The sequence below is a fragment of the Niveispirillum sp. FG148 genome, from assembly GCF_057809655.1.
Genome location: NZ_JBMDKJ010000006.1, coordinates 245777 through 270294, shown reverse-complemented (window position 1 = coordinate 270294; position 24518 = coordinate 245777). Strand labels below are relative to the sequence as shown.

24 protein-coding genes are annotated in these 24518 nt (G+C 65.7%); 11 read left to right on the top strand and 13 right to left on the bottom strand.

Annotation, left to right across the window (positions count from 1 at the left end):
• Positions 1-15 precede the first annotated feature (15 nt).
• From ACODTW_RS09465 to phbB, 4 genes are all read left to right on the top strand, one after another.
• The gene (locus tag ACODTW_RS09465; RefSeq protein WP_488945729.1) at positions 16-1938 is read left to right on the top strand and encodes an adenylate/guanylate cyclase domain-containing protein; all 1923 of its coding nucleotides are present in this window, start codon (positions 16-18) and stop codon (positions 1936-1938) included.
• Positions 1939-2092: 154 nt separating this feature from the next.
• Positions 2093-3616 carry a sensor histidine kinase gene (locus ACODTW_RS09460; RefSeq protein ID WP_488945728.1) on the top strand — a complete coding sequence of 508 codons (1524 nt, stop codon included), beginning with the start codon at positions 2093-2095 and terminating at the stop codon, positions 3614-3616.
• 125 nt (positions 3617-3741) lie between these two features.
• The gene (locus ACODTW_RS09455) at positions 3742-4917 is read left to right on the top strand and encodes an acetyl-CoA C-acetyltransferase (protein WP_488945727.1); all 1176 of its coding nucleotides are present in this window, start codon (positions 3742-3744) and stop codon (positions 4915-4917) included.
• A 91-nt stretch (positions 4918-5008) separates the two neighbouring features.
• Positions 5009-5731 carry an acetoacetyl-CoA reductase gene (gene phbB / locus ACODTW_RS09450; RefSeq protein ID WP_488945726.1) on the top strand — a complete coding sequence of 241 codons (723 nt, stop codon included), beginning with the start codon at positions 5009-5011 and terminating at the stop codon, positions 5729-5731.
• 67 nt (positions 5732-5798) lie between these two features.
• On the opposite strand, the gene ACODTW_RS09445 is transcribed toward phbB, so the two are convergent.
• Positions 5799-6428, bottom strand: a complete 630-nt coding sequence (locus tag ACODTW_RS09445) for an NAD(P)H-dependent oxidoreductase (RefSeq protein ID WP_488945725.1) — start codon at positions 6426-6428, stop codon at positions 5799-5801.
• Between the two features lie 69 nt (positions 6429-6497).
• On the opposite strand from ACODTW_RS09445, the gene ACODTW_RS09440 reads away from it, so the two are divergent.
• Positions 6498-6932, top strand: a complete 435-nt coding sequence (locus ACODTW_RS09440; RefSeq protein WP_488945724.1) for an NUDIX hydrolase — start codon at positions 6498-6500, stop codon at positions 6930-6932.
• Positions 6933-6955: 23 nt separating this feature from the next.
• Here ACODTW_RS09440 and ACODTW_RS09435 read toward each other — a convergent pair whose 3' ends face one another.
• From ACODTW_RS09435 to ACODTW_RS09405, 7 genes are all read right to left on the bottom strand, one after another.
• The gene (locus ACODTW_RS09435) at positions 6956-7699 is read right to left on the bottom strand and encodes an amino acid ABC transporter ATP-binding protein (protein ID WP_488945723.1); all 744 of its coding nucleotides are present in this window, start codon (positions 7697-7699) and stop codon (positions 6956-6958) included.
• The gene (locus tag ACODTW_RS09430) at positions 7696-7989 is read right to left on the bottom strand and encodes a type II toxin-antitoxin system RelE/ParE family toxin (RefSeq protein WP_488945722.1); all 294 of its coding nucleotides are present in this window, start codon (positions 7987-7989) and stop codon (positions 7696-7698) included. Before ACODTW_RS09430 ends, ACODTW_RS09435 begins: the two co-directional genes overlap by 4 nt.
• On the bottom strand, positions 7976-8158 hold the full coding sequence (locus ACODTW_RS09425; protein WP_488945721.1) for a hypothetical protein: 183 nt from the start codon (positions 8156-8158) through the stop codon (positions 7976-7978). Before ACODTW_RS09425 ends, ACODTW_RS09430 begins: the two co-directional genes overlap by 14 nt.
• 43 nt (positions 8159-8201) lie before the next feature.
• The gene (locus tag ACODTW_RS09420; RefSeq protein WP_488945720.1) at positions 8202-9299 is read right to left on the bottom strand and encodes an amino acid ABC transporter permease; all 1098 of its coding nucleotides are present in this window, start codon (positions 9297-9299) and stop codon (positions 8202-8204) included.
• 1 nt (position 9300) lies between these two features.
• The gene (locus ACODTW_RS09415) at positions 9301-10509 is read right to left on the bottom strand and encodes an amino acid ABC transporter permease (protein WP_488945719.1); all 1209 of its coding nucleotides are present in this window, start codon (positions 10507-10509) and stop codon (positions 9301-9303) included.
• A 25-nt stretch (positions 10510-10534) separates the two neighbouring features.
• The gene (locus ACODTW_RS09410) at positions 10535-11560 is read right to left on the bottom strand and encodes an amino acid ABC transporter substrate-binding protein (protein ID WP_488945718.1); all 1026 of its coding nucleotides are present in this window, start codon (positions 11558-11560) and stop codon (positions 10535-10537) included.
• A 298-nt stretch (positions 11561-11858) separates the two neighbouring features.
• A complete protein-coding gene (locus ACODTW_RS09405) occupies positions 11859-12305 on the bottom strand; it encodes a MarR family winged helix-turn-helix transcriptional regulator (protein ID WP_488945717.1) in 447 nt (148 codons plus the stop codon).
• Between the two features lie 102 nt (positions 12306-12407).
• On the opposite strand from ACODTW_RS09405, the gene ACODTW_RS09400 reads away from it, so the two are divergent.
• Positions 12408-13550 (top strand): homogentisate 1,2-dioxygenase, encoded by a 1143-nt coding sequence (locus ACODTW_RS09400; protein WP_488945716.1) that lies wholly within the window; start codon positions 12408-12410, stop codon positions 13548-13550.
• Positions 13551-13728: 178 nt separating this feature from the next.
• The gene (locus ACODTW_RS09395) at positions 13729-14745 is read left to right on the top strand and encodes a fumarylacetoacetate hydrolase family protein (RefSeq protein ID WP_488945715.1); all 1017 of its coding nucleotides are present in this window, start codon (positions 13729-13731) and stop codon (positions 14743-14745) included.
• Between the two features lie 244 nt (positions 14746-14989).
• On the opposite strand, the gene ACODTW_RS09390 is transcribed toward ACODTW_RS09395, so the two are convergent.
• On the bottom strand, positions 14990-15748 hold the full coding sequence (locus tag ACODTW_RS09390) for an SDR family oxidoreductase (RefSeq protein ID WP_488945714.1): 759 nt from the start codon (positions 15746-15748) through the stop codon (positions 14990-14992).
• A gap of 45 nt (positions 15749-15793) precedes the next feature.
• On the opposite strand from ACODTW_RS09390, the gene maiA reads away from it, so the two are divergent.
• On the top strand, positions 15794-16429 hold the full coding sequence (gene maiA / locus ACODTW_RS09385; RefSeq protein WP_488945713.1) for a maleylacetoacetate isomerase: 636 nt from the start codon (positions 15794-15796) through the stop codon (positions 16427-16429).
• A gap of 202 nt (positions 16430-16631) precedes the next feature.
• On the opposite strand, the gene ACODTW_RS09380 is transcribed toward maiA, so the two are convergent.
• Positions 16632-17654 (bottom strand): NADP-dependent oxidoreductase, encoded by a 1023-nt coding sequence (locus ACODTW_RS09380; protein WP_488945712.1) that lies wholly within the window; start codon positions 17652-17654, stop codon positions 16632-16634.
• A 193-nt stretch (positions 17655-17847) separates the two neighbouring features.
• On the opposite strand from ACODTW_RS09380, the gene rraA reads away from it, so the two are divergent.
• Positions 17848-18324: a ribonuclease E activity regulator RraA gene (gene rraA / locus ACODTW_RS09375; RefSeq protein WP_488945711.1), complete on the top strand. Its 477-nt coding sequence runs from the start codon at positions 17848-17850 to the stop codon at positions 18322-18324.
• Here rraA and ACODTW_RS09370 read toward each other — a convergent pair whose 3' ends face one another.
• Positions 18325-19221 (bottom strand): LysR substrate-binding domain-containing protein, encoded by an 897-nt coding sequence (locus ACODTW_RS09370; RefSeq protein WP_488945710.1) that lies wholly within the window; start codon positions 19219-19221, stop codon positions 18325-18327.
• 121 nt (positions 19222-19342) lie between these two features.
• On the opposite strand from ACODTW_RS09370, the gene ACODTW_RS09365 reads away from it, so the two are divergent.
• Together ACODTW_RS09365 and ACODTW_RS09360 are read left to right on the top strand one after the other, a co-directional pair.
• Positions 19343-20335: a zinc-dependent alcohol dehydrogenase family protein gene (locus tag ACODTW_RS09365; RefSeq protein WP_488945709.1), complete on the top strand. Its 993-nt coding sequence runs from the start codon at positions 19343-19345 to the stop codon at positions 20333-20335.
• Positions 20336-20546: 211 nt separating this feature from the next.
• Entirely contained in the window at positions 20547-21038 is a 492-nt protein-coding gene (locus ACODTW_RS09360) for a hypothetical protein (RefSeq protein ID WP_488945708.1), read from the top strand.
• Positions 21039-21105: 67 nt separating this feature from the next.
• Here ACODTW_RS09360 and ACODTW_RS09355 read toward each other — a convergent pair whose 3' ends face one another.
• Entirely contained in the window at positions 21106-23355 is a 2250-nt protein-coding gene (locus ACODTW_RS09355) for a NahK/ErcS family hybrid sensor histidine kinase/response regulator (protein WP_488945707.1), read from the bottom strand.
• Entirely contained in the window at positions 23352-24500 is a 1149-nt protein-coding gene (gene nosP / locus ACODTW_RS09350) for a nitric oxide-sensing protein NosP (RefSeq protein WP_488945706.1), read from the bottom strand. The genes ACODTW_RS09355 and nosP overlap by 4 nt, the downstream gene beginning before the upstream one ends.
• Between the last annotated feature and the right edge of the window lie 18 nt (positions 24501-24518).

Below are 24518 nucleotides of genomic sequence, written 5' to 3'. Positions count from 1 at the left end.
GTACGGTTCCCCATCATGAAGACATTGCTGACCCTGCCCCAATGCGAGGAGACCACGGCGCGCAAGGGCCGCTGGCGCCTGCCGATCACGGTGGTGATGACTGCCGGATTCGGCGGGCTGATGCTGGTTGCGGTCGCGTCTGTCTTCTGGCTGGGTGTGCAGACATCGGGCAAGAACACCTACAACCTGCTGACCGACAAGGCCGAGCTGGCCATGAACCTGGCGGAGGCGAAGGTTCGCGCGCAGCTGGACCCCGCCCGCAACCAGGTCGAATATCTGACCGGCATCCTGTCCGGCGGGGATTACGACATCCATGATGCCAACCGGCTGGAATCGCTGCTGCGCGGCACCTTGGCCGCCACGCCACAGGTGGCGGGCGTGGGTTTTCTGCGCGCCGATGACGGCCGCCTGCTGGGTTCCGCCCGGGTCGGCGACATGGAATCGGCCTTCGCCATGGACAGGGTGAAGGACGCCGGCCAGATTCTGGACGATGTGCTGAAAAGCGGGTCGGCCCATTGGATGGACCCGATCTGGGCGGACGAGATCGAAACCACGATCATGCCGGTGCAGGCGCCGTTGCGCCGGGCGGATGGCAAGTTCTTAGGCGCCGTCATGTCGGCCGTGGGCTTCAACGGCCTGTCCCGCTTCCTGCGCGATGCGGACAAGGATACGGAGCTGTTGAGCTTCATCCTGTTCGACGATCATTACGTCCTGGCCCATCCGGATCTGGCGGAACGCAAGTTCGACTTCTCCAAGGTGAAGGGACGCCCGCCCCTGCCGACGCTGGAGGAGGTGGGCGATCCCGTCGCCGCATCCATCTGGTCCATGGTCGGCCCCGACGGGGTGGGCACGCCCCTGGCGAAATGGAACGCCGGCAAGCAGGTCGACAGCCGCCTGAACGAACGGCGCAGCGATGTGCAGATCCGCGAGGCCACGGTCGGTGGCGTCAGCTATTTCTATCTGCTGCGCAGCATCAGCGACTATGGCCAGCATCCCTTCACCCTGGTCGTCGCCATGCGGACGGAAGATGTGGACCGTGAGATCGAACGGTTCCAGCATCTGCTGGTCGTCGGATTCGGTATCCTGGTCGTGTCGGTTCTGATCGCCATGGGGCTGGGCAAGATGATCAGCCGGCGCATCCGCCTGCTGTCAGGCGCCGCCGTGGCCCTGCGCGATCTGGACTTCCAGAACGTCCCCCGCCTGCCCGACAGCCGGTTCCGGGAGGTGGCGGACGCCGCCGCCGCCTTCAACGCCATGGTCAGCGGCCTGCGCTGGTTCGAAACCTATGTGCCGAAATCCCTGGTCCTGCGCCTGATCCGCCGCGACGGCGCCCAGGCAGAGATCCCGTCGGAGGAACGCGAAGTCACCGTCCTGTTCACCGACATCAAGGGTTTCTCCGCCATGGCGGAGAAGATGTCGCCACAGGACACGGCCGAATGGCTGAACCGCCATTTCACCCGCATCGCTGCCTGTATCGAGGCGGAAGGCGGCACAGTGGACAAGTTCATCGGCGATGCCGTCATGGCCTTCTGGGGCGCGCCCGACGAACAGCCCGACCATGCCGCCCGCGCTCTGCGCGCCGCCCACGCCATCGCCAGCGTCGTGCAGGAGGAGGCGGACGAGGCCAAGGCCGCCGGTCTGCCGCCCGTCTGCCTGCGCGTCGGCGTGCATTCCGGCCCCGTCATTGTCGGCAATATCGGCGCCACCAACCGCATCAACTACACCATCGTCGGCGACACCGTGAACACGGCCGCCCGGCTGGAAGCGCTGGGTGGCGAGTTGATGGGCGATGAATGCTATGTCGTGCTGGTCAGCGACGATACCGTGAGGGCCGCTGGTTCCTGCACCGTCGACATGCCGCTGACGGAAATCGGCGCCTTCTCCCTGCGCGGCCGGGTGTCACTGGTGGATGTCTGGCGGCTGGTCATCCCCGGATGACCGGGCGGGCGTGACCGGATGGGGGGCGCCGAACCGGTTTCGGCCCGCACATGACAAACGTGTAAATTCTGTGGCAGGTGCCGCTTAAGCCATTGAGTTTTAGCGCAAATTCATCCAGCCTTCCGGTGTGTGAACCGGCTGCGGAGGGTGGCGCATGGGCGCTGGGGGCTGGCGGTTATGGCCGGCAGAGGCTTTGCGGACGGTCATCGACCTGTTCCTGCCGGCATCGCTGCGCCAGCCCGGCGTGGACGAGAAGGAATTGCTGCGCGCCCGCGCCTTCATCCGCATCACCGAACTGATTCTGGCCGGCATCCTGGTCCTTTATGTCATCTGGAGCATCGATCACGGTCCCTTCGCTCCGCCCAGCCTGGCCTGGGCCGCCTATGCGGCGCTGATGACGGGCAATCTGCTGCTGGTGCGCCAGACCGGCCGGTTCCATGAGGTGACGATCGCCAACAATCTGGGCGGGCTGCTGATGATCGGCACCCTGCTGCATTATACCGGCGGCATCGCCTCTCCCCTGCTGGTGCTGTTCTTCACCGGGCTGGCCACGACGGGGAATTTCGGTGGCAACAAGGCCATCCTGATCTTCTTTTCCGGCTTTCTGGGCGTGGTCGGTTCCACCTATGCCTGGCAGATCTATACCGGTGACCATGGCCCCGACATCCACAGCCGATTCGGCTTCCTGCTGACGGCCCTGCTGTTGCTGGTGCTGGCCAATCTGTCGGCGCAGTCGGCCCGCAGCAAGACACGCCGCATGCTGCAAAAGGCGCGCGATGCCGCCATTGACGGCCAGCGCCGGGCCGAACAGGCGCAGGCCGCGGCGGAGAAGGCGCTGGTCGACCTGCGCGAGGCGCAGGCCCAGATGATCTTGCAGGAAAAGATGGCCAGCCTGGGCAGCTTGGTGGCCGGCGTCGCGCATGAGGTGGCGACCCCCGTGGGGCTGACTGTCACCGGCGCCTCGCAGTTGCGGACAGAGACGGCGCAGGTTCTGGCAGACGCTGCGGCCGGCCGGCTGCGGCGCAGCACCTTTGACGATTATCTGACGCTGGTGGACGAACTGGCGACGCTGATCGAAAAGAACGCCACGCGCGCCGCCCAGTTGATCCAGTCCTTCAAGGAAGTGGCCGTCGACCAGTCCTCCGACGCCCGTCGCCCCTTCGAACTGGGCCCCTATGTCGCGGAGATTGTGTCCAGCCTGTCGCCCCGAATCCGCCATGCCGGACACAAGGTGGAACTGGACATCCCCGACAGGGTCGAGGTGGATGGCTATCCAGGGGCCATGGCCCAGGTTGTCACCAACCTGATCATCAATTCCATCATGCATGGCTATCCCGACGACCGTCATGGCACCCTGCGCCTGTCGGTCCGGCTGCTGCCGGGAGACCGGGTGGAGATGACCTACAGCGACGATGGCGCTGGCATCCCCCGCGCGCTATGGCCCCGCATCTTCGAACCGTTCTTCACGACCAAAAGAGGGATGGGCGGATCGGGGCTGGGGCTGCATCTTCTCTACAATATCGTCACCGTACGCATGGGGGGGACAGTGCGGGTTGCTGCCGCGGACGGGGGCGGGGCCCAGTTCGTCCTGGAGTTCCCGCGCGTCAGCCCCGCGCGCGTGCGCGAACCCGATGGCCCGGCCGATGACGGCACGGGCGATATTGACGCAGGGCAATAATACCGGGATGCGGCGGCTGTCATAGACCCGTTGCTTGCGCCCCGCCATCCGTTCCGCCTAATCTCTATGTCGGAACGCCATAGTCCGGAGAAGAGTGCCGGGCAGCACGTTTGAGGAGAGGAAGCATGGTCGAAGTGGTAATTGCCGGTGCGGCCCGCACCCCCATCGGCGCCTTCAACGGCGCGTTGGGCAGCGTGCCCGCCCACAAGCTGGGTGAGGTCGCCATCCGCGCCGCGCTGGAACGCGCCAAGACCGACGCGGCCGAAGTGAACGAGGTGGTGCTGGGCCATGTGCTGGCCGCCGCGCAGGGCCAGGGCCCGGCCCGTCAGGCCGCCGTCAATGCCGGCATCCCCGCCGGCCGCACCGCCTATTCCATCAATCAGATCTGCGGTTCGGGCCTGCGCGCCGTGGCCCTGGGCTATCAGGGCATCAAGCTGGGCGATGCCGACATCATCGTCGCCGGCGGCCAGGAAAGCATGAGCCTGTCGTCCCACGCCATGTATCTGCGTGGCGGCACGAAGATGGGCGATGCCGCCATGATCGACACCATGATCAAGGACGGTCTCTGGGACGCCTTCAACAACTACCATATGGGCCAGACGGCCGAGAATGTGGCCGCCAAGTGGGGTATCACCCGCGAGGAGCAGGACGCGTTCGCCGCCGGTTCGCAGAACAAGGCCGAAGCCGCCCAGAAGGAAGGCCGGTTCGCCGCGGAGATCGCCGCCGTCACCGTGGCCGGCCGCAAGGGTGACGTCATCGTCGACACCGACGAATATCCCAAGCATGGCACCACCATCGACACCCTGGCCAAGCTGCGCCCAGCCTTCAAGAAGGATGGCACGGTCACGGCCGGCAATGCGTCGGGTATCAATGATGGTGCCGCCGCCCTGGTCCTGATGTCCGCCGACAATGCCGCCAAGCGCGGCGTGGCCCCGCTGGCCCGCATCGCCGCCTGGGCGACGGCCGGCGTCGATCCGGCCATCATGGGCTCCGGCCCGATCCCGGCCACGCGCGAAGCGCTGCGCAAGGCCGGCTGGTCCATCGACCAGCTGGACCTGATCGAAGCCAACGAGGCCTTCGCCGCCCAGGCCATCGCCGTCAACCGCGATCTGGGCTGGGACACGGCCAAGGTCAATGTCAATGGCGGCGCCATCGCGCTGGGCCATCCGATCGGCGCGTCGGGTGCGCGCGTGCTGGTCACCCTGCTGCACGAAATGGTGCGCCGCGACGCCAAGAAGGGTCTGGCGACGCTGTGCATCGGCGGCGGCATGGGCGTCGCTCTCTGCGTCGAACGCGACTGACGCCGAAGACCGAACGGGGGTGCCAGTCACCCCCGTTCGCATTTTACGCATGTATTTCAAAGGCCCTATGGCCGCAACAATGGGGGAAACTATGGCACGCGTTGCATTGGTCACTGGTGGCACCCGCGGCATCGGCGAGGCGATTTCCGTCGCGCTGAAGGATGCCGGCTATATCGTCGCCGCCAATTACGGTGGCAATGACGAAGCCGCCCGCGAATTCACCGAACGCACGGGCATCAAGGCCTACAAGTTCGACGTGTCGGACTTCGAGGCGGTGAAGGCGGCCGTCGCCCAGATCACGGCCGATCTGGGCCCGATTGAAGTGCTGGTCAACAATGCCGGCATCACCCGTGACGGCGTCATGCACCGCATGAATTTCGAACAGTGGAACGCCGTCATCCAGACCAACCTGGCCAGCTGCTTCAACACCTGCCGTGCCGTCATCGACAGCATGCGGGAGCGCAATTTCGGCCGCATCGTCAATATCGGCTCGATCAATGGTCAGGCCGGCCAGTATGGCCAGGTGAACTATGCCGCCGCCAAGTCGGGCATCCATGGCTTCACCAAGGCCCTGGCCCAGGAAGGGGCCGCCAAGGGCATCACCGTGAACGCCATCGCGCCCGGCTATATCGACACGGACATGGTCCGCGCCGTGCCGCCCAACGTGCTGGAAAAGATCGTCGCCAAGGTGCCGGTCGGCCGTTTGGGCAAGGCCAGCGAGATCGCGCGCGGCGTGCTGTTCCTGGTGGGTGACGAAGCCGGCTTCATCACCGGTTCGACCCTGTCCATCAATGGCGGTCAGCACATGTATTGATCCGCACCTGTGCGGACATGCTGGGGCGGGCGCCGACAACGGCGCCCGCCCTTTGCTTTATCGGGCCCTACGCCCCCGCCTTCCCCAATTCCTCCATCCGCTTCAGCAGCCGATCGCGCCGGTCTGCCGGCATGTTCTCCACCATGCCGATCAGCGTGTCGGCATTGGGGCCCAGGCCGGCGAAACCCAGGACGTTGCGCTTGAAGGCGCGCACCCCGTGGGAGAAGTAGAACAGCCGGTACATGATGGCCGGCATGCCCATGGTGACGATGCAGCGCGTGCTGCGCCCGGCCAGCCGGCGGGGGCTGGCAAAGCCCCTGGCCGGATCGGTCAGCAGGAAGGATGGCCGCGCCACCTGTTCCAGGAATCCCTTCATCAGCGCCGGCACATCGCCCAGCCAGAGCGGAAACAGGAAGACCAGATGGCTGGCGCTTTCGATGGCGGCCTGGGCGGCCTGGATGTCGGGCGGCGGCTCCTCCTCCTCCCACTGCTTCTTGGAGCGGATCAGGGTGAAATTGAGCGCGTTCAGCCGCAGCAGTTCGGCATTGTGCCCGCCCGCCGCCGCCCCATCCAGATAGGCGTCGGCCAGATCGTCCAGAAGATGGCCATTGCCCGCGTCGGGATGGCCGTGGATCAGGGTGATGGTCGCCATGTTGGAAATCCCCTCCGTCCCCAGATGGTCCCAGGATAGGATCACGCAGCGCCGGCTTCCTTGATGCGGGTCAACCGGCGGCTTTCATCATCCTCCCCTTTGGCCGGAAACACCATGCCCCCTGTCCCCCTGACCCATCCCCGCGTCGGCGTCGGCTGTCTGGTCTGGAAAGGCGATCAGGTGCTGCTGATCCGGCGGGGCAAGCCGCCGGGCCTTGGCGAATGGTCCCTACCCGGCGGGTCCCAGGAGCTGGGGGAGACGCTGTTTGAGGCGGCGGAGCGGGAGGTGCGGGAAGAAACGGGCGTCACGGCACGGGCCCGCTCCGTGCTGACGGCCGTGGACGGCATCACCCGCGATGCCGACGGTAGCTTGCTGTTCCACTACACGATCGTGGATGTGGAGGCGGATTGGGTGTCCGGTGAGCCGATGCCCGGCGACGACGCGCTCGACGCACGCTGGGCCACGCAGGGGGAGGCCGAGGCGCTGGTGGCCTGGGCCCCGCTGAAACAGGTGCTGCGGATGGCCTTCGACAAGCAACGGGCGGGGTGAACAACCCCGCGCCCGCCACAGCCTCAATGGCTCAGCACCTGCCCTAGGAAGGCGCGGGTGCGTTCATTCTGCGGGTTGTCGAAGAACTGGTCGGGCGGGGCCATCTCCACCACCTCGCCCTTGTCCATGAACACAACGCGGTCGGCCATTCGGCGGGCAAAGCCCATCTCATGCGTCACCACCAGCATGGTCATGCCCGACGCCGCCAGATCGGTCATCACGTCCAGCACTTCCTTGACCATCTCGGGGTCCAGGGCGCTGGTCGGCTCGTCAAACAGCATGATGGACGGGTCCATGCACAGCGCGCGGGCAATGGCCACGCGCTGCTGCTGCCCACCCGAAAGCTGGCCCGGATATTTCAGCGCCTGATCGGGAATGCGTACGCGTTCCAGCAGCTGGCGGGCCTTGGCTTCGGCTTCCGCGCGCGGCTGCTTCTTCACCCACATGGGTGCCAGGATGCAGTTTTCCAGCACGGTCAGGTGCGGGAACAGATTGAACTGCTGGAACACCATGCCGACATCGCGGCGGATGGCTTCCACATGGTGAACGTCATCGTCCAGCGGCACACCCTTGACGATGATCTCCCCCGCCTGATGCTCCTCCAGCCGGTTGATGCAGCGGATCGTGGTGGACTTGCCCGAACCCGACGGGCCGCAGATGACGATCCGCTCCCCCTTCTTCACAGACAGGTTCACATCGCGCAGCACATGGAAGGCGCCATACCATTTATTGACGCCACGCAGTTCGATAATGGGTTCCGTGGTCATTCGCTAAACTCCGTGTCGATATCGCGCGCGGCGTGAAGAATACGGTCGATGATGATGCCGGTGGGGATGGGGCGGTAGATCAGGAGATAAGCGTCAACGGGCAGGACGCGGGTCTCTTCCCCCAATTCCCGCCGCCGGCGCCCAAGCCCCGGAAAGCCAACGCAACGGGCAGCTGCCTGATGGATACGGGCGAGCATCCTGTCAGCGGCAAGGGGGCGGTCGGCCGCGATATGGCACCAGATGTCCAGCGCATCGGCCTCGGCAAGCGCACTGAACTCATAATTCGCCATAAAGCCGCTTTCGGGCGTCCGCCAGCATTTTCTCCAAAGGGATGTGCCCGACGCTGCCGCTGTCGATGCCCTTCTGGATATCCCGGCGCAGGGCTTCCAGCTTTTCCTGGCGGCGGCGTGCCGCCTCTGTGCGCTCTTCGTCCGTCAAGGTTTCGACTGGCCGGGTCATGGCGTCCCTCCAGGGCGTGAAGCAGATGGGGGCTTACAGCCTATCACCGCCGCCTCCCCTGCCCAAGGACGGTCTCCAGATAGCGGCTGTAGCGGGACAGCGCGTAGCAGAAGACCAGATAGATCACGCCCACGAACAGATAGGCTTCCTTGTAGAAGCCGCGCCACGCCGGATCGGTCAGGGCCGACTTGGCCGTGGACAGCAGGTCCAGCAGGCCGATGACGATGACCAGACTGGTATCCTTGAAGGTGGAGATGAAGGAATTCACCAGCGGCGGGATCACCAGGGCCAGAGCCTGGGGCAGGATGATCAGGCGCTGGCGCTGCCAGTAACCCAGACCCAGGGCCTTGGCCGCCTCCACCTGCCCCTTGGGGATGGCCTGCAGGCCGGCGCGCACCACCTCTGCCACATAGGCGGCGGAGAACAGGATGATGCCGATCTGGGCACGCAGCAGCTTGTCAATGGACACATCCGCCGGCAGGAACAGCGGCAGCATGACCGAGGCCATGAACAGGATGGAAATCAGCGGCACGCCGCGCACCAGCTCGATATAGACAACCGAGAGGGAGCGCATCACCGGCAGTTCCGACGTGCGGCCCAGCGCCAGCAGCACGCCCAGCGGGAAGCTGGCCACCAGCCCCACGACGGACAAGGCCAAGGTCAGCGGCAGGCCGCCCCACAAACCTGTGGGCACGAAATCCAGGCCCAGGATGCCGCCGAACATCATCAGGGCGGCAAAGCCCAGCCCCGCCCCCCAGATATAGAGCAGCGCCCGGCTCCAGAAACGCCGGTCGGCGGACACGACCAGCATGGCGATGATGGCCAGCATGGCCAGCGTCGGCCGCCAATGCTGATCGTCCGGGAAGGTGCCGAACAGGATGAAGCGCCATTTCTCCGCCAGGAAGGCCCAGCAGGCGCCGCCCGCCGTACGGCAGGCAGCGGCATCACCCGACCAGCTGGCCTTGACCAGCGCCCAGTCGATGATGCCGGGGATCATCCGGACCAGCAGATAGAAGATCAGGGCGGTCAGCAGGCTGTTGTACCAGGTGGAAAACAGGTTGGCGCGCATCCAGGCCACCGGCCCCTGGTTGGGGCGGATGGGGGCGGTGCGTGCCGTGCCTTGGGTATCGGTCGCCGTCATCTCACCGCTCCACCAGCGCCACGCGGCGATTATACCAGTTCATGAAGAAGGACAGGCTGAGGCTGATCAGCAGATAGGCCGCCATGATCGACAACACGCCCTCCACCGCCTGGCCCGTCTGGTTGATGGTGGTATTGGCGATGGAGACGAAGTCCGGGAAGCCGATGGCGACCGCCAGCGAGCTGTTCTTGGTCAGGTTCAGATATTGGCTGGTCGTGGGCGGGATGATGACGCGCAGCGCCTGCGGCAGCACCACCAGCCGCAGCAACTGCCCACGCGTCAGGCCCAGCGCCGTCGCCGCCTCCGTCTGCCCCTTGGGCACAGCCAGAATGCCGCTGCGCACGATCTCGCCGATGAAGGTCGCGGTATAGACGACCAGACCGAACAGCAGGGCCGCGAATTCCGGGGTCAGCGTCATGCCGCCCTTGAAATTGAAGCCTTGCAGCACCGGCACATCGATGGCCCCGCCACCACCTGCCAGAAGCACCAAGGCCGGCAGCCCGACGATCAGGCCCAGCCCGACGGGCAGCATGGGCAGGCGTTTGCCTGTTTCCATCTGCCGCTTGCGGTTCCAGGCGGACGCGGCCAGCGTGGCCAGGATGCCCAGCGCGAACAGCACGGCAATCCAGGACCAGATAGGGTCGTCGGCCGGGGCCGGCAGTTTCAGCCCGCGGTTGGACAGGAACACGCCCGGCAGGGGCTGCAACGCCTGCCGCGGTCCCGGCAACCCTTCGGTCAGCAGCCCGTACCAGAGGAAAAGCTGCAACAGCAGCGGCACATTGCGCACCGTCTCCACATAGAAGGCGGCGATGCGCGCCACCAGCCAGTTGGATGACAGCCGCGCAATGCCCAGCACCACGCCCAGCACCGTGGCCAGCACAATGCCGATCGCGGACACTTTCAGCGTGTTCAGCAGGCCGACCAGGAAGGCATGGGCATAGCTGTCCTGGGGGCCCGATTCGATCAGCCCCTCACCGATCTGAAACCCGGCTTCCCGATCCAGAAAGCCGAAACCCGAGGCGATGGACAGCCGGGCCAGGTTGGACATGGTATTGTCCACCAGATACCAGGCGATCAGCACCACGGCCAGCGCCGCCGCCACCTGCCACAGCACGGCGCGCACGACGGGATTGTTGATGGACAGGTGAAAGGCAGCGCTCCCGGGCGGGGGGGCTGCCTTGGTCTGGGTGGACGCCGGGCGATCCGTCATCGGGGTCTGAATATCCGGTCCGGGATCAGCGCACGGGCGGGGCGTACATCAGCCCGCCATTGGTCCACAGCGCGTTCAGGCCGCGGTCCAGCTTCAGCGGCGTCGCCTTGCCGACATTGCGCTCGAAGATCTCACCATAATTGCCCACGGCCTTGATGGCGCGATAGGCCCAGGACTTGTCCAGACCCAGCCCGTTGCCCAGGTCGCCCTGCACGCCCAGCAGGCGCTGCACCGACGGATCCGTGTCCTTCAGCTTGGCATCGACATTGGCCTGGGTGATGCCCTTCTCCTCCGCCTCGATCAGGGCGTAGACGGTCCAGCTGACAATGTCGCGCCACTGGTTGTCACCATGGCGCACCACGGGGGCCAGCGGCTCCTTCGACATGATTTCCGGCAGGATGATGAAATCGTCGGGCTTGGGCGCCACAGAGGCGCGCACACCGGCCAGACCGGAAATGTCGGTGGTCAGCACGTCACAGCGGCCCGCGAAGAAGGCGGCATTCACCTCGTCCAGCGCCTCGATCACCACGGGCTTGAAGGACAGGTTGTGGGCGCGGAACCAGTCGGCCAGATTCAGTTCGGTGGTGGTGCCCGGCTGCACGCAGACGGTGGCGCCGTCCAGTTGCTTGGCGCTGGTCACCCCCAGGCTTTTCGGCACCATCAGGCCCTGGCCGTCATAATAGACGACGGGCGCGAAATCCAGGCCCTGGGCATCACGGGTCAGCGACCAGGTGGTATTGCGGGTCAGAATGTCGATCTCGCCCGATTGCAAGGCGGTCAGGCGCTGCTGCGCCGACAGGGGGGTATACCGGATCTTGGTCGTGTCGTTCAGGATGGCGGCGGCCACGGCCTTGCAGATATCGACATCCAGGCCCGTCCACTTGCCCTGGCTGTCAGGATTGCTGAAGCCCGGCAGGCCGGAATTCACGCCACAGGCCAACTGCCCCTTGCTCTTGACCGCGTCAAGCGTCGGCCCGGCCATGGCGGGCCCGGCGACGAAGGCAACGCAAGCCGCGGCAATGGCGGCCGCACCCCGAAGGCGAAGGCTCATCTTTTCAGTCCCCTGTTCAACGGTTCCGGATGTCCGTTTTCCGGCCCCTTGCATGTCAAGCAGTTAAGCATTCATTACCGCGCTGAAACAACCCCGCAAGGGGCACAATCGCGACAATTTTTATGCCCGATTTCACGGTGCGGCAAGAATAGGCATCTGCACGCGGGCTTGCCTTAACCCCAGCCACCAAGGGCATGTACCCTGGTGGCTGGGAGGCCGGCGACCGCCGGCCCGCCGCACATGCGGCGTGAGCCAAGCCGCCGGATGGCCGCAAGCGGCGCCTGAGGTAAGATTGAGATTATGACACGTCACGCGCCAGCTGTTCCAGCCGCTCCTCCAGCTTGGCGGACAAGGCCTTGAACTGGTCCAGTTCGCCATCATCCAGGCAGGACAGCCAGCGCCGCTGCCATTCCAGGGCCAAGGGCGCGATACGCTCGTAAAGCGCCTTGCCGGCCGGGGTGAAGGACAGGCGCAGCAGCCGCTGATCCGACGGATGCGTGTCGCGTGACAGCCACCCCGCCTCCACCAGGGAAGTGACGGCCCGGCTGACCTTGGCCTTGTCCATGGCCGAGCGTTCAACAATGTCATTGGAAGACAAAGGCTGTTCGCGCCCCAGGATGGCCATGACGCGCCATTCGGGGATGGTGATGCCGAATTGCGCCTCATACCGGCGCGCCAGCTCGCGGCTGACGCGCTTGGCCAGGACGTTCAGGCGATAGGGCAGGAAATCGTCAAGGTCGAGCATGCCGCAAGGGTGGCGTGAGCAAAGCGGACTTGCAAGGCCCGTCTTGATCCGCCATATTCGTTTCATGTGAAACGATATTCGACACCGTGCGGGAGAGCGTCCATGCGCCAGTATATTTCCTTCCCCCGGATTGAGGGGACGACGTCCCGTCAGGCCCATGCCGACCTGCCGCCCGGCACGTTCGAACGGGAATTGGGTCGCGAAGGCTTCTTCGGGCCCGCCACGCACATGTATCACCGCAACGCGCCCACAGGCTGGACCAGTTGGGAAGGCCCGCTGCGCCCGCGCGCCTTCGACCTGAACCAGTTGGTGGAGGGGCTGTCGGACGGGCCCTGGGCCGCGAAGGAGGTGCTGTTCAACGCCCATTGCCGCATGCGCATGTGGCGCTGTGACCGGCCCATGGACCATCTGGCCCGCAATGGCGACGGCGATGACCTGATCTTCGTGCATGAGGGTGAGGGCGAGCTTTACTGCGACTATGGTCACCTGACCATCACGGCGGGCGACTATGTCGTGCTGCCGCGCGGGACCATGTGGCGCCTGTCGCCGACCCAGCCCGTCACCGCCCTGCTGATCGAAGCGACGGGATCGATCTATCAATTGCCCGACCGGGGCATGATCGGCCCGCATGCCGTGTTCGATCCGGCCATCCTGGACGTGCCGGCCATTGACGAGGCATTCCTGTCCCAGCAGTCGGACAAGGGGCCGGACGGGTCCTGGCGCGTGCTGGTGAAGCGGCGCGGTGCGATCAGCACGGTGACATATCCCTTCAACCCGCTGGATGCCGTAGGCTGGAAGGGCGATCTGGCGCCCGTGCGCCTGAATGTGAAAGATGTGCGGCCGCTGATGAGCCACCGCTATCACCTGCCGCCCAGCGCCCACACCACCTTCGTCGCCAACCGATTCGTCATCTGCACCTTCGCCCCGCGCCCGTTCGAAACGGACGAGGGCGCGATCAAGATCCCGTTCTTCCACAATAACGACGATTATGACGAGGTGCTGTTCTACCATGCCGGCGATTTCTTCAGCCGCGACAATATCAAGGCCGGGATGATGACCTTCCACCCGTCGGGCTTCACCCATGGCCCGCACCCCAAGGCCCTGTCGCGCATGCTGGTGCAGAACAAGCCAGCCACGGATGAATATGCCGTGATGGTGGATACGCGTGACGCGCTGGAGGTGGCATCCCTGCCCGACGGCGTGGAAAACCCCGCCTATGCCGACAGCTGGCGGGTGAAGCCGTAAGGCCCATCCGGTTTAGGCGGCGTCAGCGTCGCCTTCACCACCGTCACCCCGACGCAGACCAGCGTCCATTTGTCGAGTGAAGTGCCTTTGATTCTGGACCCCGGCCTTCGCCGGGGTGACGGTAAGCATGCGGCACTTGAACTACCCATCCACGACCCTTGTCTTCCGGAGTCCCCCCATGAAACTCGCTTCCCAGCAGCAGGGCCGTGACGGCCGTCTGGTCGTGGTGTCCGACGACCTGTCCCGCTGCGTGCCCGTGCCGGACATCGCGCTGACCCTGCAACAGGCGCTGGACCATTGGGACAGCGTCGCCCCGGCCCTGGCCGCCGTTGCCGCCAAGCTGAACAGCAACGAGATCGACGGCCAGCCCTTTGAGGAGGCCGACTGCGCCAGCCCCCTGCCGCGCGCCTATCAGTGGGCGGACGGGTCGGCCTATGTGAATCATGTCGAACTGGTGCGGAAGGCGCGCAATGCCGAGATGCCGCCCAGCTTCTGGACCGATCCGCTGATGTATCAGGGTGGGTCCGACAGTTTCCTGTCCCCGCATGACCCGATCCTGATGGCCGATGAAGCCTATGGCATCGACCTGGAAGGCGAAGTGGCCGTGGTCACAGGCGACGTGCCCATGGGCGTGACGCCGGAACAGGCCAGGGCCCATATCCGCCTGATCATGCTGGTCAACGATGTCAGCCTGCGCGGCCTGATCCCGAACGAGCTGGCCAAGGGCTTCGGCTTCTTCCAGTCCAAGCCCAGCAGCGCCTTCAGCCCCGTGGCCGTCACGCCCGACAGCCTGGGCGATGCCTGGGATGGCGGCCGGCTGCATCTGCCGCTCTTGTCCTTCATCAATGGTCAGCCCTTCGGCAAGCCCGATGCCGGCGTGGACATGACCTTCGATTTCCCCACCCTGATCGCGCATGCGGCCAAGACAAGGCCCTTGTCGGCCGGCACCATCATCGGGTCTGGAACCGTGTCCAACAAGGACCCCGATGGCGGTCCCGGCCGGCCCGTGTCGGAAGGCGGGCTGGGCTATAGCTGCATCGCGGAGATCCGCACCATCGAAACCATCCGCGACGGCAAGCCCACCACGCCCTTCCTGCACTTCGGCGACCGGGTGCGCATCGAAATGCAGGACAAGGACGGCAACAGCCTCTTCGGCGCCATCGATCAGGTGGTGCGGAAATATGAGGGGGCGTGAGGGCTTCTCCTACCCCCTAACATCACCCTCCCGACTTTGGCGCGGGGGTGCTGACGTCGTTCATCGCGCGTGCCCTGCCTCCCCCGCGAAAGCGGGGGTCCAGGGGCCAGGGGCACTGAAGTGTCGTTCCAAATGGCCCCTGGATCCCCGCTTTCGCGGGGAAGGCAGCTTATTCCAAGGGGCGCAGGTGGCGCCTATGGGGGAAGGCCGGAAAGGCGAAACGCCTTTTGCCGCCTCCGCCCCGTCACAACCCCCGCAAGCCCCCGCTGGCCCGGATCACCTCACCCGTGATCCAGGCGGCGTCGGGGCCGGCCAGGAAGGCGGCGATGGCGGCGATATCCTCCGGCTCCCCGATGCGGCCGAGTGCCGTGCGGGACACGATCTCCGCCGCGCGCGACCGGTCACCGGCACGGAACCGGTCGGTGGCCGTCACGCCGGGCGCGATGGTGTTCACATTAATCCCCAGCGGCCCCAGTTCCTGGGCCAGCACGCCGGTCATGGCATGCACGGCCCCCTTGGACGCGGCATAGGCCGCACGCTGTGCCACGGGCATGTCGGTGATGACGCTGCCGATATTGATGATGCGGCCGCCGCGCTTCATGGCCCTGGCCGCTTCGCGCGCCATCAGCAGGGGGGCGGCCGCATTGACGGCCAGAAGATTGGCCAATTGTTCGGCCGTGATGTCGGTGACGGGCGCGAACCGGCCCGTGCCGGCATTGTTGACGACGATGTCGGGCACACCCAGCACGGCCGTCACAGCCCGGAACAGGGAAACGGCCCCACCCGCATCCGACAGGTCGGCCAGATCGGCCTGGAATACGTCCGCGCGCACGCCATGGGCGATGCGACACCGTTCAGCCAGCTCCTCCGCCGACACACGGTTCGACCCGTAATGCAGGGCGACATCCGCCCCGTCGCGGGCCAGCCGTTCGGCGATCGCCGCCCCGATGCCGCGCGAGGCCCCCGTGACCAGTGCTATCCTGCCTTCCAACGGACGGGCCATCGCCCACCTCCCCCTTCCATGCCAGACCGGTGAGATACCACAGCCATGCAGCTTCACACCTATTACCGATCGTCCGCCGCCTATCGCGCCCGCATCGCCCTGGCGCTGAAGGGCATCGATTACGAACCGGCCTTCGTGCATCTGCTGAAGGATGGCGGGCAGCAGAGGGCGCCGACCTACAAGGCGCTGAACCCGCTGGGCCTGATCCCCACTCTGGTCGATGGCGAAGCGGTGGTGCCGCAGTCGCTGGCCATTCTGGAATATCTGGAAGAAACCCACCCCAGCCCGGCGCTGCTGCCAGCCGATGCGGCGGGACGCGCGCAGGTACGGGCCATGGCCCTGACGGTGGCCTGCGACATCCACCCGCTGAACAATCTGCGGGTGCTGAATTACCTGCGCGGGACCCTGGGCCAGGGGGAAGAGGCGGTGAAAGCCTGGATCGTCCACTGGATCATTGAGGGCTTCACGGCGCTGGAAAAAATGGTGGCGGACGGCGGGCGTTTCTGCTGGGGCGATGCGCCCAGCTTCGCCGATATCTGCCTGGTGCCACAGATGTTCAACGCGCGGCGTTTCGGCGTGGACCTGTCCGCCTTCCCGAAGCTGTCCGCCATCGACGCGCATTGCCAGACGCTGGACGCCTTCAAGGCAGCGGCGCCGGGCAACCAGCCGGATGCGGAGTAAGGGGAGGACGTCGGCCAGTTGGTGGCGATAGTGGGGGGCTTAGCTAACCCTTTGAACTAAGCTGCTTTCCCCGCGAAAGCGGGGATCCAGGGGCCACTTGGAACGTCGATTCAGTGCCCTTGGCCCCTGGACCCCCGCTTTCGCGGGGGAGGCAGTTTGGTGTGGGCAGCAGTCTCCCCCACGCCCTGCTGTAGCCGAAAACTTACCGCGCCGGCTCTGCCGCCACCTGCACGGCCAGCTTGCCCGTATTGCCGCCGGTGAACAGCTTGTTGAAGGAGGTCAGGGTGTTTTCCAGGCCCTGGTCCACCTCCACCTTCCACTTGATCTGACCGGCGGCCAGCCAGGGGCCCATCTCGGCATACATTTCCGCCATGCGGGGGGCATAGTCGAGGACCAGGAAGCCCTCCATGCGGGCGCGGCGGCTGACCAGGACGGACAGGTTGCGCGGGCCGGGAGCCGGTTCGGTGGAATTGTACTGACTGATGGCGCCGCAGAAGGGAATGCGGCCCTTCACATTCAGCAGGCTCAGGGCCACTTCCGTAATCTCCCCGCCGACATTCTCGAAATAGATGTCGATGCCGTCGGGCACGGCATTCTTCAACGCCTTCTGCCAGCCCTTTTCCTTATAGTTCACGGCCGCGTCATAGCCCAGCTCGCCCGTCAGCCAGGCGCACTTGTCCGCCGACCCGGCGATGCCCACGGCGCGGCAGCCCTTCAGCTTGGCGATCTGCCCGACCAGCGAACCGACGGCCCCGGCCGCGGCGGAAACGACCACCGTCTCCCCTTCCTTGGGCCGGCCGATATCCAGCAGGCCGAAATAGGCGGTGGCCCCCGTCATGCCCAGCGGTCCCATATAGGCCGTCAGCGGCAGGCCCGGAATGTTGGGCACGCGGCCGAAGCTGGACCCGTCGCCGACCGTATAGTCGGCCCAGGTGCCCATGCCGGTGACGATGTCGCCGACCTTGAACTTGGCATGGTTGGACTGATCCACCACGCCCAGCACCAGCCCGCGCATGGTGCTGTTCAGCGGCACGGCCGGCAGATAGCTGTCATACTGCATCCACACCGCGTTGGTCGGGTCCAGCGACAGATAGATGGTGCGCACACGAATCTGGCCCTCGCCCGCATCCGGGGCCGGGGCCTCGCGCAGGGACAGGACTTCGCTGAAATTGCCGCCCTTGGGACGGTCCAGCAGCAGCCAGTGGCGATTGATGGCGTCGGACATGTTTCCCCCGGTAAGGTTGGTTGGACGGCCGCGGAGGCGGTCCGCCTTGGATCATGGGCGCAGCATGGTTCAAACGCCCGTTCGACTCAATCAAAAAAAGTCCGATCGTTCGGAAATTGGTCGCGATAGACAGGCGGGCGGGCGCAGGTCAGTCTAGGCGTCCTTGTCTCCCGCTGGAAGGAGTCCCCTGCACATGACATTCGCCACCGCCGATCTGGTCGACGCCCATGAAGGCATCATCGCAAGCTGCTGGCTGCAACTGCGCAATTATGGCGGCCATCCCCGGTTCAAGGGGCCGATCCGCACGGTGCGCTGCCACCGCGACAATGCGCTGCTGAAATCCATCCTGTCCACACCGGGCGACGGCGCCGTGCTGGTGGTGGATGGCGGCGGCTCGCTGGCCTCTGCCCTGGTCGGCGATGTCATCGCCGGGCTGGCCGTGAAGAATGGCTGGGCCGGGATCATCGTCAATGGCGTCATCCGTGACAGCGTCGCCATCGGCGAATTGCCGCTGGGCGTCAAAGCGCTGGGCACCAATCCGCTGAAAAGCGGCAAGACAGGTGCGGGCGATGCCGGCATCGCGGTCAGCTTCGGTGACTGCACCTTCCAGCCCGGCCATTGGGTCTATAGCGACGAAGACGGGATCGTTATCCTGCCGTTTGAGGGGTGATCACGCCACGGCCCGCGGGGGTGGCAGGCTGATGGCCTGCACCTCCCGCACCAGGAAATCAATCAGGGGGCGAATGGGGCCGGATTTGGCCCGGTCCTCCCCGAACACGGCCGTTTCCACCGGGTCCAGGTCGGGGAAGCCCTCGTCGGCGCCCAGCACGCGCAACCCCGGCACCAGCGACCCCGCCCCCAGCGTCGTCACCCCCAGCCCGGCCAGGGCGGCGGCGCGCACGGCGAAGATCGATCCGCTGGTATAGACCGTCTGCCAGGGCCGGCCGATCCGGTCCAGGGCAGTGACAGCGCGGGTGCGATAGATGCAGGGGGCCGGAATCTGGCACAGCGGCACCGGCCCGCCTTCGGGATCGGGCATCCAGTCATGGGATGCCACCCAGAAGGACGGTTCCCGCCATAACAGCCGGCCCTGCGGCCCGCCTTCATCCCGCTTGCCGACCACGACATCCAGCAGGCCCGCCTCCAGATCGCGGACCATATCGCTGCTCATGCCTACGGACACTTCCAGGCGCACGCGCGGATGGGCGCGGCGGAACCGGGCCAGCAGCACCGGCAGATGTTCCGGCGCAAAATATTCGGCCACGCCGAAGCGGATCAGCCCTGCCGTGTCCGGCGCGCTCAGATGCGCCACCGTCTCATCATTCAAGGCCAGCAGGCGGCGCGCATAGCCCAGCAGCAATTCCCCGTCCGCGGTCAAGGTCATGGCCCGGCCCGTACGGTCGAACAGGGTGCGGCCCAGCTGGCTTTCCAGCCGCTTGATCTTCATGCTGATGGCCGATTGCGTGCGGGCCAGACGATCGGCCGCGGCCGTGAAACCATCATGGTCGACAATGGCGACAAAGGCCCGCAACGCGTCGATATCCAGGTCCAGGGTGCGCGGCGACATCATCAACATCCTTGATCTTAACCATCAATATAATTCGTTTCCATTATCATCCCGTCAAGCCCATCTTCCGTTCATGAAAACGGGCGCCGCGCGGCGCCACCCCCGAATGAAGATGATGGAGATGATGATGAAGGCCGTCCTGCTGCATGCTTTCGGTCCTGCCGACAACCTGACCCTGGCAGAGGTGCCCACACCCTTGGCCGGTCCCGGCCAGGTACTGGTGAAGATCGCGGCGGCCAGCGTGAACCCGGTGGATGTGAAGATCCGCAATACCGGGCGCGGTGTGGCCCCCGCCCTGCCCGCCATTCTGGGCTGCGACATGGCCGGCACGGTGGTGGCCCTGGGCGATGGGGCAACGGGCTTCAAGGTTGGCGATGCCGTCTATGGTTGCGTCGGCGGTGTTGCGGGGCTTCAGGGCACCTACGCCGACCATGTGGCGGCCGATGCCCGCCTGCTGGCCCCGGCGCCTTCCACCCTGTCGCTGCATGACGCCGCCGCCCTGCCGCTGGTCAGTCTGACGGCGTGGGAGGCTTTGGTCGACCGGGCGCGCGTGCAACCGGGCGACAAGGTGCTGATCCATGGCGGGGCCGGCGGCGTGGGCCATGTCGCCATCCAGATCGCCAAGATGAAGGGCGCCCATGTCACGGCGACCGTCTCGTCCGACCAAAAGGCAGCCCTTGCCCGTGATTTCGGCGCGGATGAGATCGTCAATTACCGCCAGGAAAGTGTGGAGGCCTATGTGGCCCGGCTGACGGGCGGCAAGGGCTTCGACATCGTGCTGGACGCCACGGGCGGCAGCGACATTGGCACCAGCTTCGCCGCCGCGCGCTTCAACGGGCAGGTGGTGACCATCGTCGCCGGCTATACGGCCGATCTGGCCCCCATGCATGGCAAGGGGTTGAGCCTGCATGTCGTGTTCATGCTGCTGCCCATGCTGTACGACCACGGCTTTGCCATTGACCGCGCCCATCAGGGCCGGGTGCTGGCCGAGTTGTCGGGCAAGCTGCGGCCGCTGATCGACCCCGCCCGATTCACCCTGGAAACCGTGGCCGACGCCCACCGCCGGCTGGAATCGGGACAGGCGGTCGGCAAGCTGGTGATCGATGTGGGCTGATACCAATGCGTCCGCGTTTCCCATGCGGCAATTTCGTCGCATGGGACCTGACGATTGCATCCTTGCCAAGCATCCGCCATTTTCTAATGTCAGTTTAAGGACAAGGTAGCGACAGGACATGGACGTCGCCACCGTGGAACTTGAAGGGGCGGTGCGGCCGGTGTCCCCGACGGGGTCGGATGCCGGCAATGCGAAGCAAGGAGCGTAGGTCATGAAGTTCAATCGTTCCACGACCATCCGGGGCCTGATCGCCGCGGGCGCGCTGCTGGGGCTTGCCGCCTGCGCCAATCCGCAGGCCGATCAGGCAATGTATGCGCAGCAGGCCTTCATCGGCATGCCCAAGCAGTTCCTGCTGTCCTGCGCCGGTGTGCCGACGCGCAGCGCCACGGTCGATAATGTCGAATATTACACCTATACCAGCGAACGGCTGGTGACGACGCCCGGCGCGCCGCGCTTCTCCGCCGCCTATGGCTATGGCCGCCCCTGGTCGCCCTGGTATGGCTGGGGCATGGGTTTTGACGATTATCCGGAAACGGAAACGCGCGACTGTCAGGCCACCTTCACCCTGAAGGACGGCATCGTGTCGCGCATCGTCTATAACAGCGCCACCGACGGCCAGTCGGCCCGCCTGGGCCAGTGCTATCGCATCGTGGAGAACTGCCTGGCCATGATCCCGCAGCAGCAGGGGCAGCCGGGGAAGTAAGCCGTTCGATCTTCGACGAGAAGGTTTGAACGCGGGGCCGGTTCCTTACCGGCTCCGCGTTTTTCATTCACCCCATCAACTGCGTGACCAGGGCGCGCAACTGCGCCGGCTTCACCGGCTTGGTCAGCAGGGCATAGCCGCAGGCCTGCACGCGTTCATGCACGTCGGCCGTGCGGTTGGCAGTGATGACCATGGCCGGGATGTCGTGGCCGCGCGCGTCGATAATGCGGGCGACGGCGTCGATGCCCAGCGCCCCGTCTTCCAGATGGTAATCGGCGATGATGACGTCGGGCCAGCCGCCCAGCGCCGGCAGCACGCCCATGGCGCTGTCGGCGCTGGGGGCCACCTGCACCTGACAGCCCCAGCCGCGCAGCAGGGCACCCATCCCGTCCAGAATGGCCTGTTCATTATCGATGACCAGGATACGCGCGCCCGTCAGGGGGCTGGCCGGCTGGGTCACCCGCGGCTGGGCCGGCAGCCCGGGCAGGGTGCGGCTGCCCAGGGGCACCGTGACGGTGAAGGCGGAGCCCTTGCCCGGGATCGATCGCAGGCCGATCGGGTGGTTCAGCATGCGCCCCGCCCGCTGCACGATGGCCAGACCCAACCCCATGCCGCGGTCGCGGCCATTAGGGCGGTCGCCTTCCAGCCGACGGAATTCCTCGAACACGGCGTCCAGCTTATCGGGCGGAATGCCGGGGCCGGTGTCCAGCACCTCGATCCGCACCCCGTCGCCCACCCGCCGGCAGCCGACCAGCACGCGACCGGTCCTTGTATAGCGCAGGGCGTTCGACACGAAATTCTGCAGGATGCGGCGCAGCAGGCGCATGTCGGTATGGACGATGGCCCGGCAGGGCAGGACGCGCAGATCCAGCCCCCGCTCCTTCGCCACCGGCGCATATTCGGCCTGCATGGAAGAAAGCAGCAGGGCCAGCGGGAAATCATCGGGCTGCGGCTGCACCACGCCCGCATCCAGCTTGGAAATGTCCAGCAGCGCTTCCAGCAGATCTTCCACTGACAACAGGGCCGCATCGGTCTTTTCCACTAGCACGCGGGCACCGGCCTCATGCTCCGTCTCCGTCAGGGCGGAAACGAACAGGCGGGCGGCGTTCAGCGGCTGCAACAGGTCGTGGCTGGCGGCGGCCAGGAACTTGGTCTTGGACAGGTTGGCCTGTTCGGCCGCCGTCTTCGCCTCGCGCAGCTTTTCCTCGATCTGCTGGCGTTCGGTGATTTCCTGCTTCAGCGCCGCCGTGCGCTCGGCCACGCGACGCTCCAGCCCCTCATTCGCCTCGCGCAGGGCCTCGGCCGCGCAGCGCCGTTCGGTCACGTCCTGGATCAGGGAGAAGAAGCCCAGCACCGTGCCATCGGGTGCGAAATGCGGAACGTATGTGGCCTGGGAATAACGCTTGCCCGACCTTCCCTCGTACTCCAGGTCGAACTGCGTCTCGTGGCCCGCCATGACCGTGCCGATATGGGGCTGGCGGATGGCGTAAGCCTCCGCCCCCAGCAGTTCGCGCATGCTTGATCCCACGATCTCATGCCGGGGTCGGCGGAACATCTCCCCATAGCGGCGGTTCACGAACCGATAGGTCTCGTCGGCATCGACATAGGCGATCAGGGCCGGCATGGCATCGGTGATCAGGCGGATGCGTTCCTGCCCGTCGCGGGCGTCGCGTTCCTTGACATCGGTGATGTCGGTATAGATGCCGACAATGCCGCCATCGCGGGTGCGCCGTTCATTGATCTGGATCCAGCGCCCGTCGGCCAGGGCATGGACATGGGTGCCATCGGCACCGGCATGCTGGGCCACGCGTTCGCGCACCCAGCGGTCGGGCCCGGCACTGTCCGGCAGCACCGACCCGCGCGCCGCCGCCAGCTTCGCAATCTCGCCAAAGCTGATGCCGGGGCGGATCAGATCGGCTATGGCCGGCCATAGCGACAGATAGGTCCTGTTGCACAGGACCAGCCGATCATCGGCGTCGAACAGGGCAAAGCCCTCATTCACGCTCTCGATGGCTTCCGCCAGCCGCGTCTGGGCCGTCTCCGCCGCTTCCTTGGCGCGGGCCAGTTCGGTGTTGGAGGCTTCCAGTTCGCGCAGCGTGTCCTGAAGCTGCTGGGTCCGCTCCCGCACCCGGCTTTCCAGGACGATGGCTGTCTGGAACAGGGAGAAGGCGTTGCCATGGTAATCCATGGACCGTTCCACCCGGTCCATCAGTGCCTTGTTGATGCGCTTGAGTTTCCAGTTCTCCCGTTCCAGGGCGGCGATGCGTTCCTGTTCGGGGCTGGGGTGGTCGTTGGCGGGATCGGGCAGCGCACTCATCGCGCACCTATGGCCAGACCGGTGAAGGTCTGGTTCACATGCATGGCATTATACTGTTCGCCATAGGTGCAGAAGCCGACGACATTCTGGCTGGCCAGCACGCGGGACGCGGCATGCTTCAACTGCTTCTGTTCCAGTTCCAGTGACCGGAACACGCAGTCAAAGGCCAGGATCAGGTCGGGCTTGCCCAGTTCCGCCGTCAACCCGTCGAACAGGTCCTCCAGATTGCGGACGATATCGACGCCCGTCGCCACGGTCAGCACGATGCCCTCATCGATGGCGCAGAAGAAGGTCAGGCTTTCATCCTCGTTCACCTTCTGGATGGAGCGGACATAATATTCCCCGCCCACCCGCACCACGACGGGGTAGGAGGCGAAGATCATGGGCGTCAGCGGCTCGCCTTCCAGCCCGACCATGCGGGCATATTCGCGGGCCGCCGGCTCGGCATTGATCTCGGTGACAATGCGGCGGGTGGGGTCGGCCTGGGTGACGACCATCTTCTGGTCGGAATGCACGAAATGCTGGTTGCGGAACACCTTGAAGGGCCGCGTCGTGGTCAGGATCAGCAGCACGCCGGCATCATGATGGAAATCTCCATCATGCAGCACGAAGGTCTTTTCAAAGCGCATGTCATCGCCGGCCGACCCGCCGATAAGGGGGATGCCGCCCAGCGCGTCATGCAGCGCGCTGATGATCAGCTCCTCCTTCACGCACATGCCGTCGACCAGGAACAGGGCGACATGGCGGGCGTCGGGGCCCAGTTCCAGGGCCGCATCCTCGGCCTGCACCACCAGATCGCGCACGGTGGGCTTGGCATCACCGATTTCGAACCGGCTGACATTGTCGAAGCGCGCGATGGCCGTGGCGAAGTCGCCGCGCGGGAAGGCCACACCCGTGATCGCCCCATCCATATAGCCCAACGGCGTCAGTTCGCCGGCCGTGGTGCAGCCGATGACGGGGATGCCCGCGAAGCGGTCGCGCAGGGTGTCCGCCACGGCCGACAGGTCGTAATGGGAGGAGCAGAACAGCACGACCAGGGCCGGATCGGCCATGATCAGCGTATCATGAAGGTCATCGATGGCCGCGACCGGGTCCGCCAGATGGGTGCAGGCCCGGACCAGCGGCCGGGCGGGCAAGGGCGACATTCGCCATGGACCTCGGCA

What these genes read in the sequence shown, in the direction of transcription:
- ACODTW_RS09355 (WP_488945707.1), bottom strand. Translation starts at nt 23,355, where the DNA reads ATGAGTGCGCTGCCCGATCCCGCCAACGACCACCCCAGCCCCGAACAG.
- ACODTW_RS09370 (WP_488945710.1), bottom strand. Translation starts at nt 19,221, where the DNA reads ATGTCGCCGCGCACCCTGGACCTGGATATCGACGCGTTGCGGGCCTTT.
- ACODTW_RS09415 (WP_488945719.1), bottom strand. Translation starts at nt 10,509, where the DNA reads ATGACGGATCGCCCGGCGTCCACCCAGACCAAGGCAGCCCCCCCGCCC.
- ACODTW_RS09400 (WP_488945716.1), top strand. Translation starts at nt 12,408, where the DNA reads ATGCGCCAGTATATTTCCTTCCCCCGGATTGAGGGGACGACGTCCCGT.
- ACODTW_RS09435 (WP_488945723.1), bottom strand. Translation starts at nt 7,699, where the DNA reads ATGACCACGGAACCCATTATCGAACTGCGTGGCGTCAATAAATGGTAT.
- ACODTW_RS09430 (WP_488945722.1), bottom strand. Translation starts at nt 7,989, where the DNA reads ATGGCGAATTATGAGTTCAGTGCGCTTGCCGAGGCCGATGCGCTGGAC.
- ACODTW_RS09365 (WP_488945709.1), top strand. Translation starts at nt 19,343, where the DNA reads ATGATGATGAAGGCCGTCCTGCTGCATGCTTTCGGTCCTGCCGACAAC.
- ACODTW_RS09410 (WP_488945718.1), bottom strand. Translation starts at nt 11,560, where the DNA reads ATGAGCCTTCGCCTTCGGGGTGCGGCCGCCATTGCCGCGGCTTGCGTT.
- ACODTW_RS09380 (WP_488945712.1), bottom strand. Translation starts at nt 17,654, where the DNA reads ATGTCCGACGCCATCAATCGCCACTGGCTGCTGCTGGACCGTCCCAAG.
- ACODTW_RS09440 (WP_488945724.1), top strand. Translation starts at nt 6,498, where the DNA reads ATGCCCCCTGTCCCCCTGACCCATCCCCGCGTCGGCGTCGGCTGTCTG.
- ACODTW_RS09460 (WP_488945728.1), top strand. Translation starts at nt 2,093, where the DNA reads ATGGGCGCTGGGGGCTGGCGGTTATGGCCGGCAGAGGCTTTGCGGACG.
- ACODTW_RS09405 (WP_488945717.1), bottom strand. Translation starts at nt 12,305, where the DNA reads ATGCTCGACCTTGACGATTTCCTGCCCTATCGCCTGAACGTCCTGGCC.
- nosP (WP_488945706.1), bottom strand. Translation starts at nt 24,500, where the DNA reads ATGTCGCCCTTGCCCGCCCGGCCGCTGGTCCGGGCCTGCACCCATCTG.
- ACODTW_RS09425 (WP_488945721.1), bottom strand. Translation starts at nt 8,158, where the DNA reads ATGACCCGGCCAGTCGAAACCTTGACGGACGAAGAGCGCACAGAGGCG.
- rraA (WP_488945711.1), top strand. Translation starts at nt 17,848, where the DNA reads ATGACATTCGCCACCGCCGATCTGGTCGACGCCCATGAAGGCATCATC.
- maiA (WP_488945713.1), top strand. Translation starts at nt 15,794, where the DNA reads ATGCAGCTTCACACCTATTACCGATCGTCCGCCGCCTATCGCGCCCGC.
- ACODTW_RS09390 (WP_488945714.1), bottom strand. Translation starts at nt 15,748, where the DNA reads ATGGCCCGTCCGTTGGAAGGCAGGATAGCACTGGTCACGGGGGCCTCG.
- ACODTW_RS09465 (WP_488945729.1), top strand. Translation starts at nt 16, where the DNA reads ATGAAGACATTGCTGACCCTGCCCCAATGCGAGGAGACCACGGCGCGC.
- ACODTW_RS09395 (WP_488945715.1), top strand. Translation starts at nt 13,729, where the DNA reads ATGAAACTCGCTTCCCAGCAGCAGGGCCGTGACGGCCGTCTGGTCGTG.
- ACODTW_RS09360 (WP_488945708.1), top strand. Translation starts at nt 20,547, where the DNA reads ATGAAGTTCAATCGTTCCACGACCATCCGGGGCCTGATCGCCGCGGGC.
- ACODTW_RS09455 (WP_488945727.1), top strand. Translation starts at nt 3,742, where the DNA reads ATGGTCGAAGTGGTAATTGCCGGTGCGGCCCGCACCCCCATCGGCGCC.
- phbB (WP_488945726.1), top strand. Translation starts at nt 5,009, where the DNA reads ATGGCACGCGTTGCATTGGTCACTGGTGGCACCCGCGGCATCGGCGAG.
- ACODTW_RS09420 (WP_488945720.1), bottom strand. Translation starts at nt 9,299, where the DNA reads ATGACGGCGACCGATACCCAAGGCACGGCACGCACCGCCCCCATCCGC.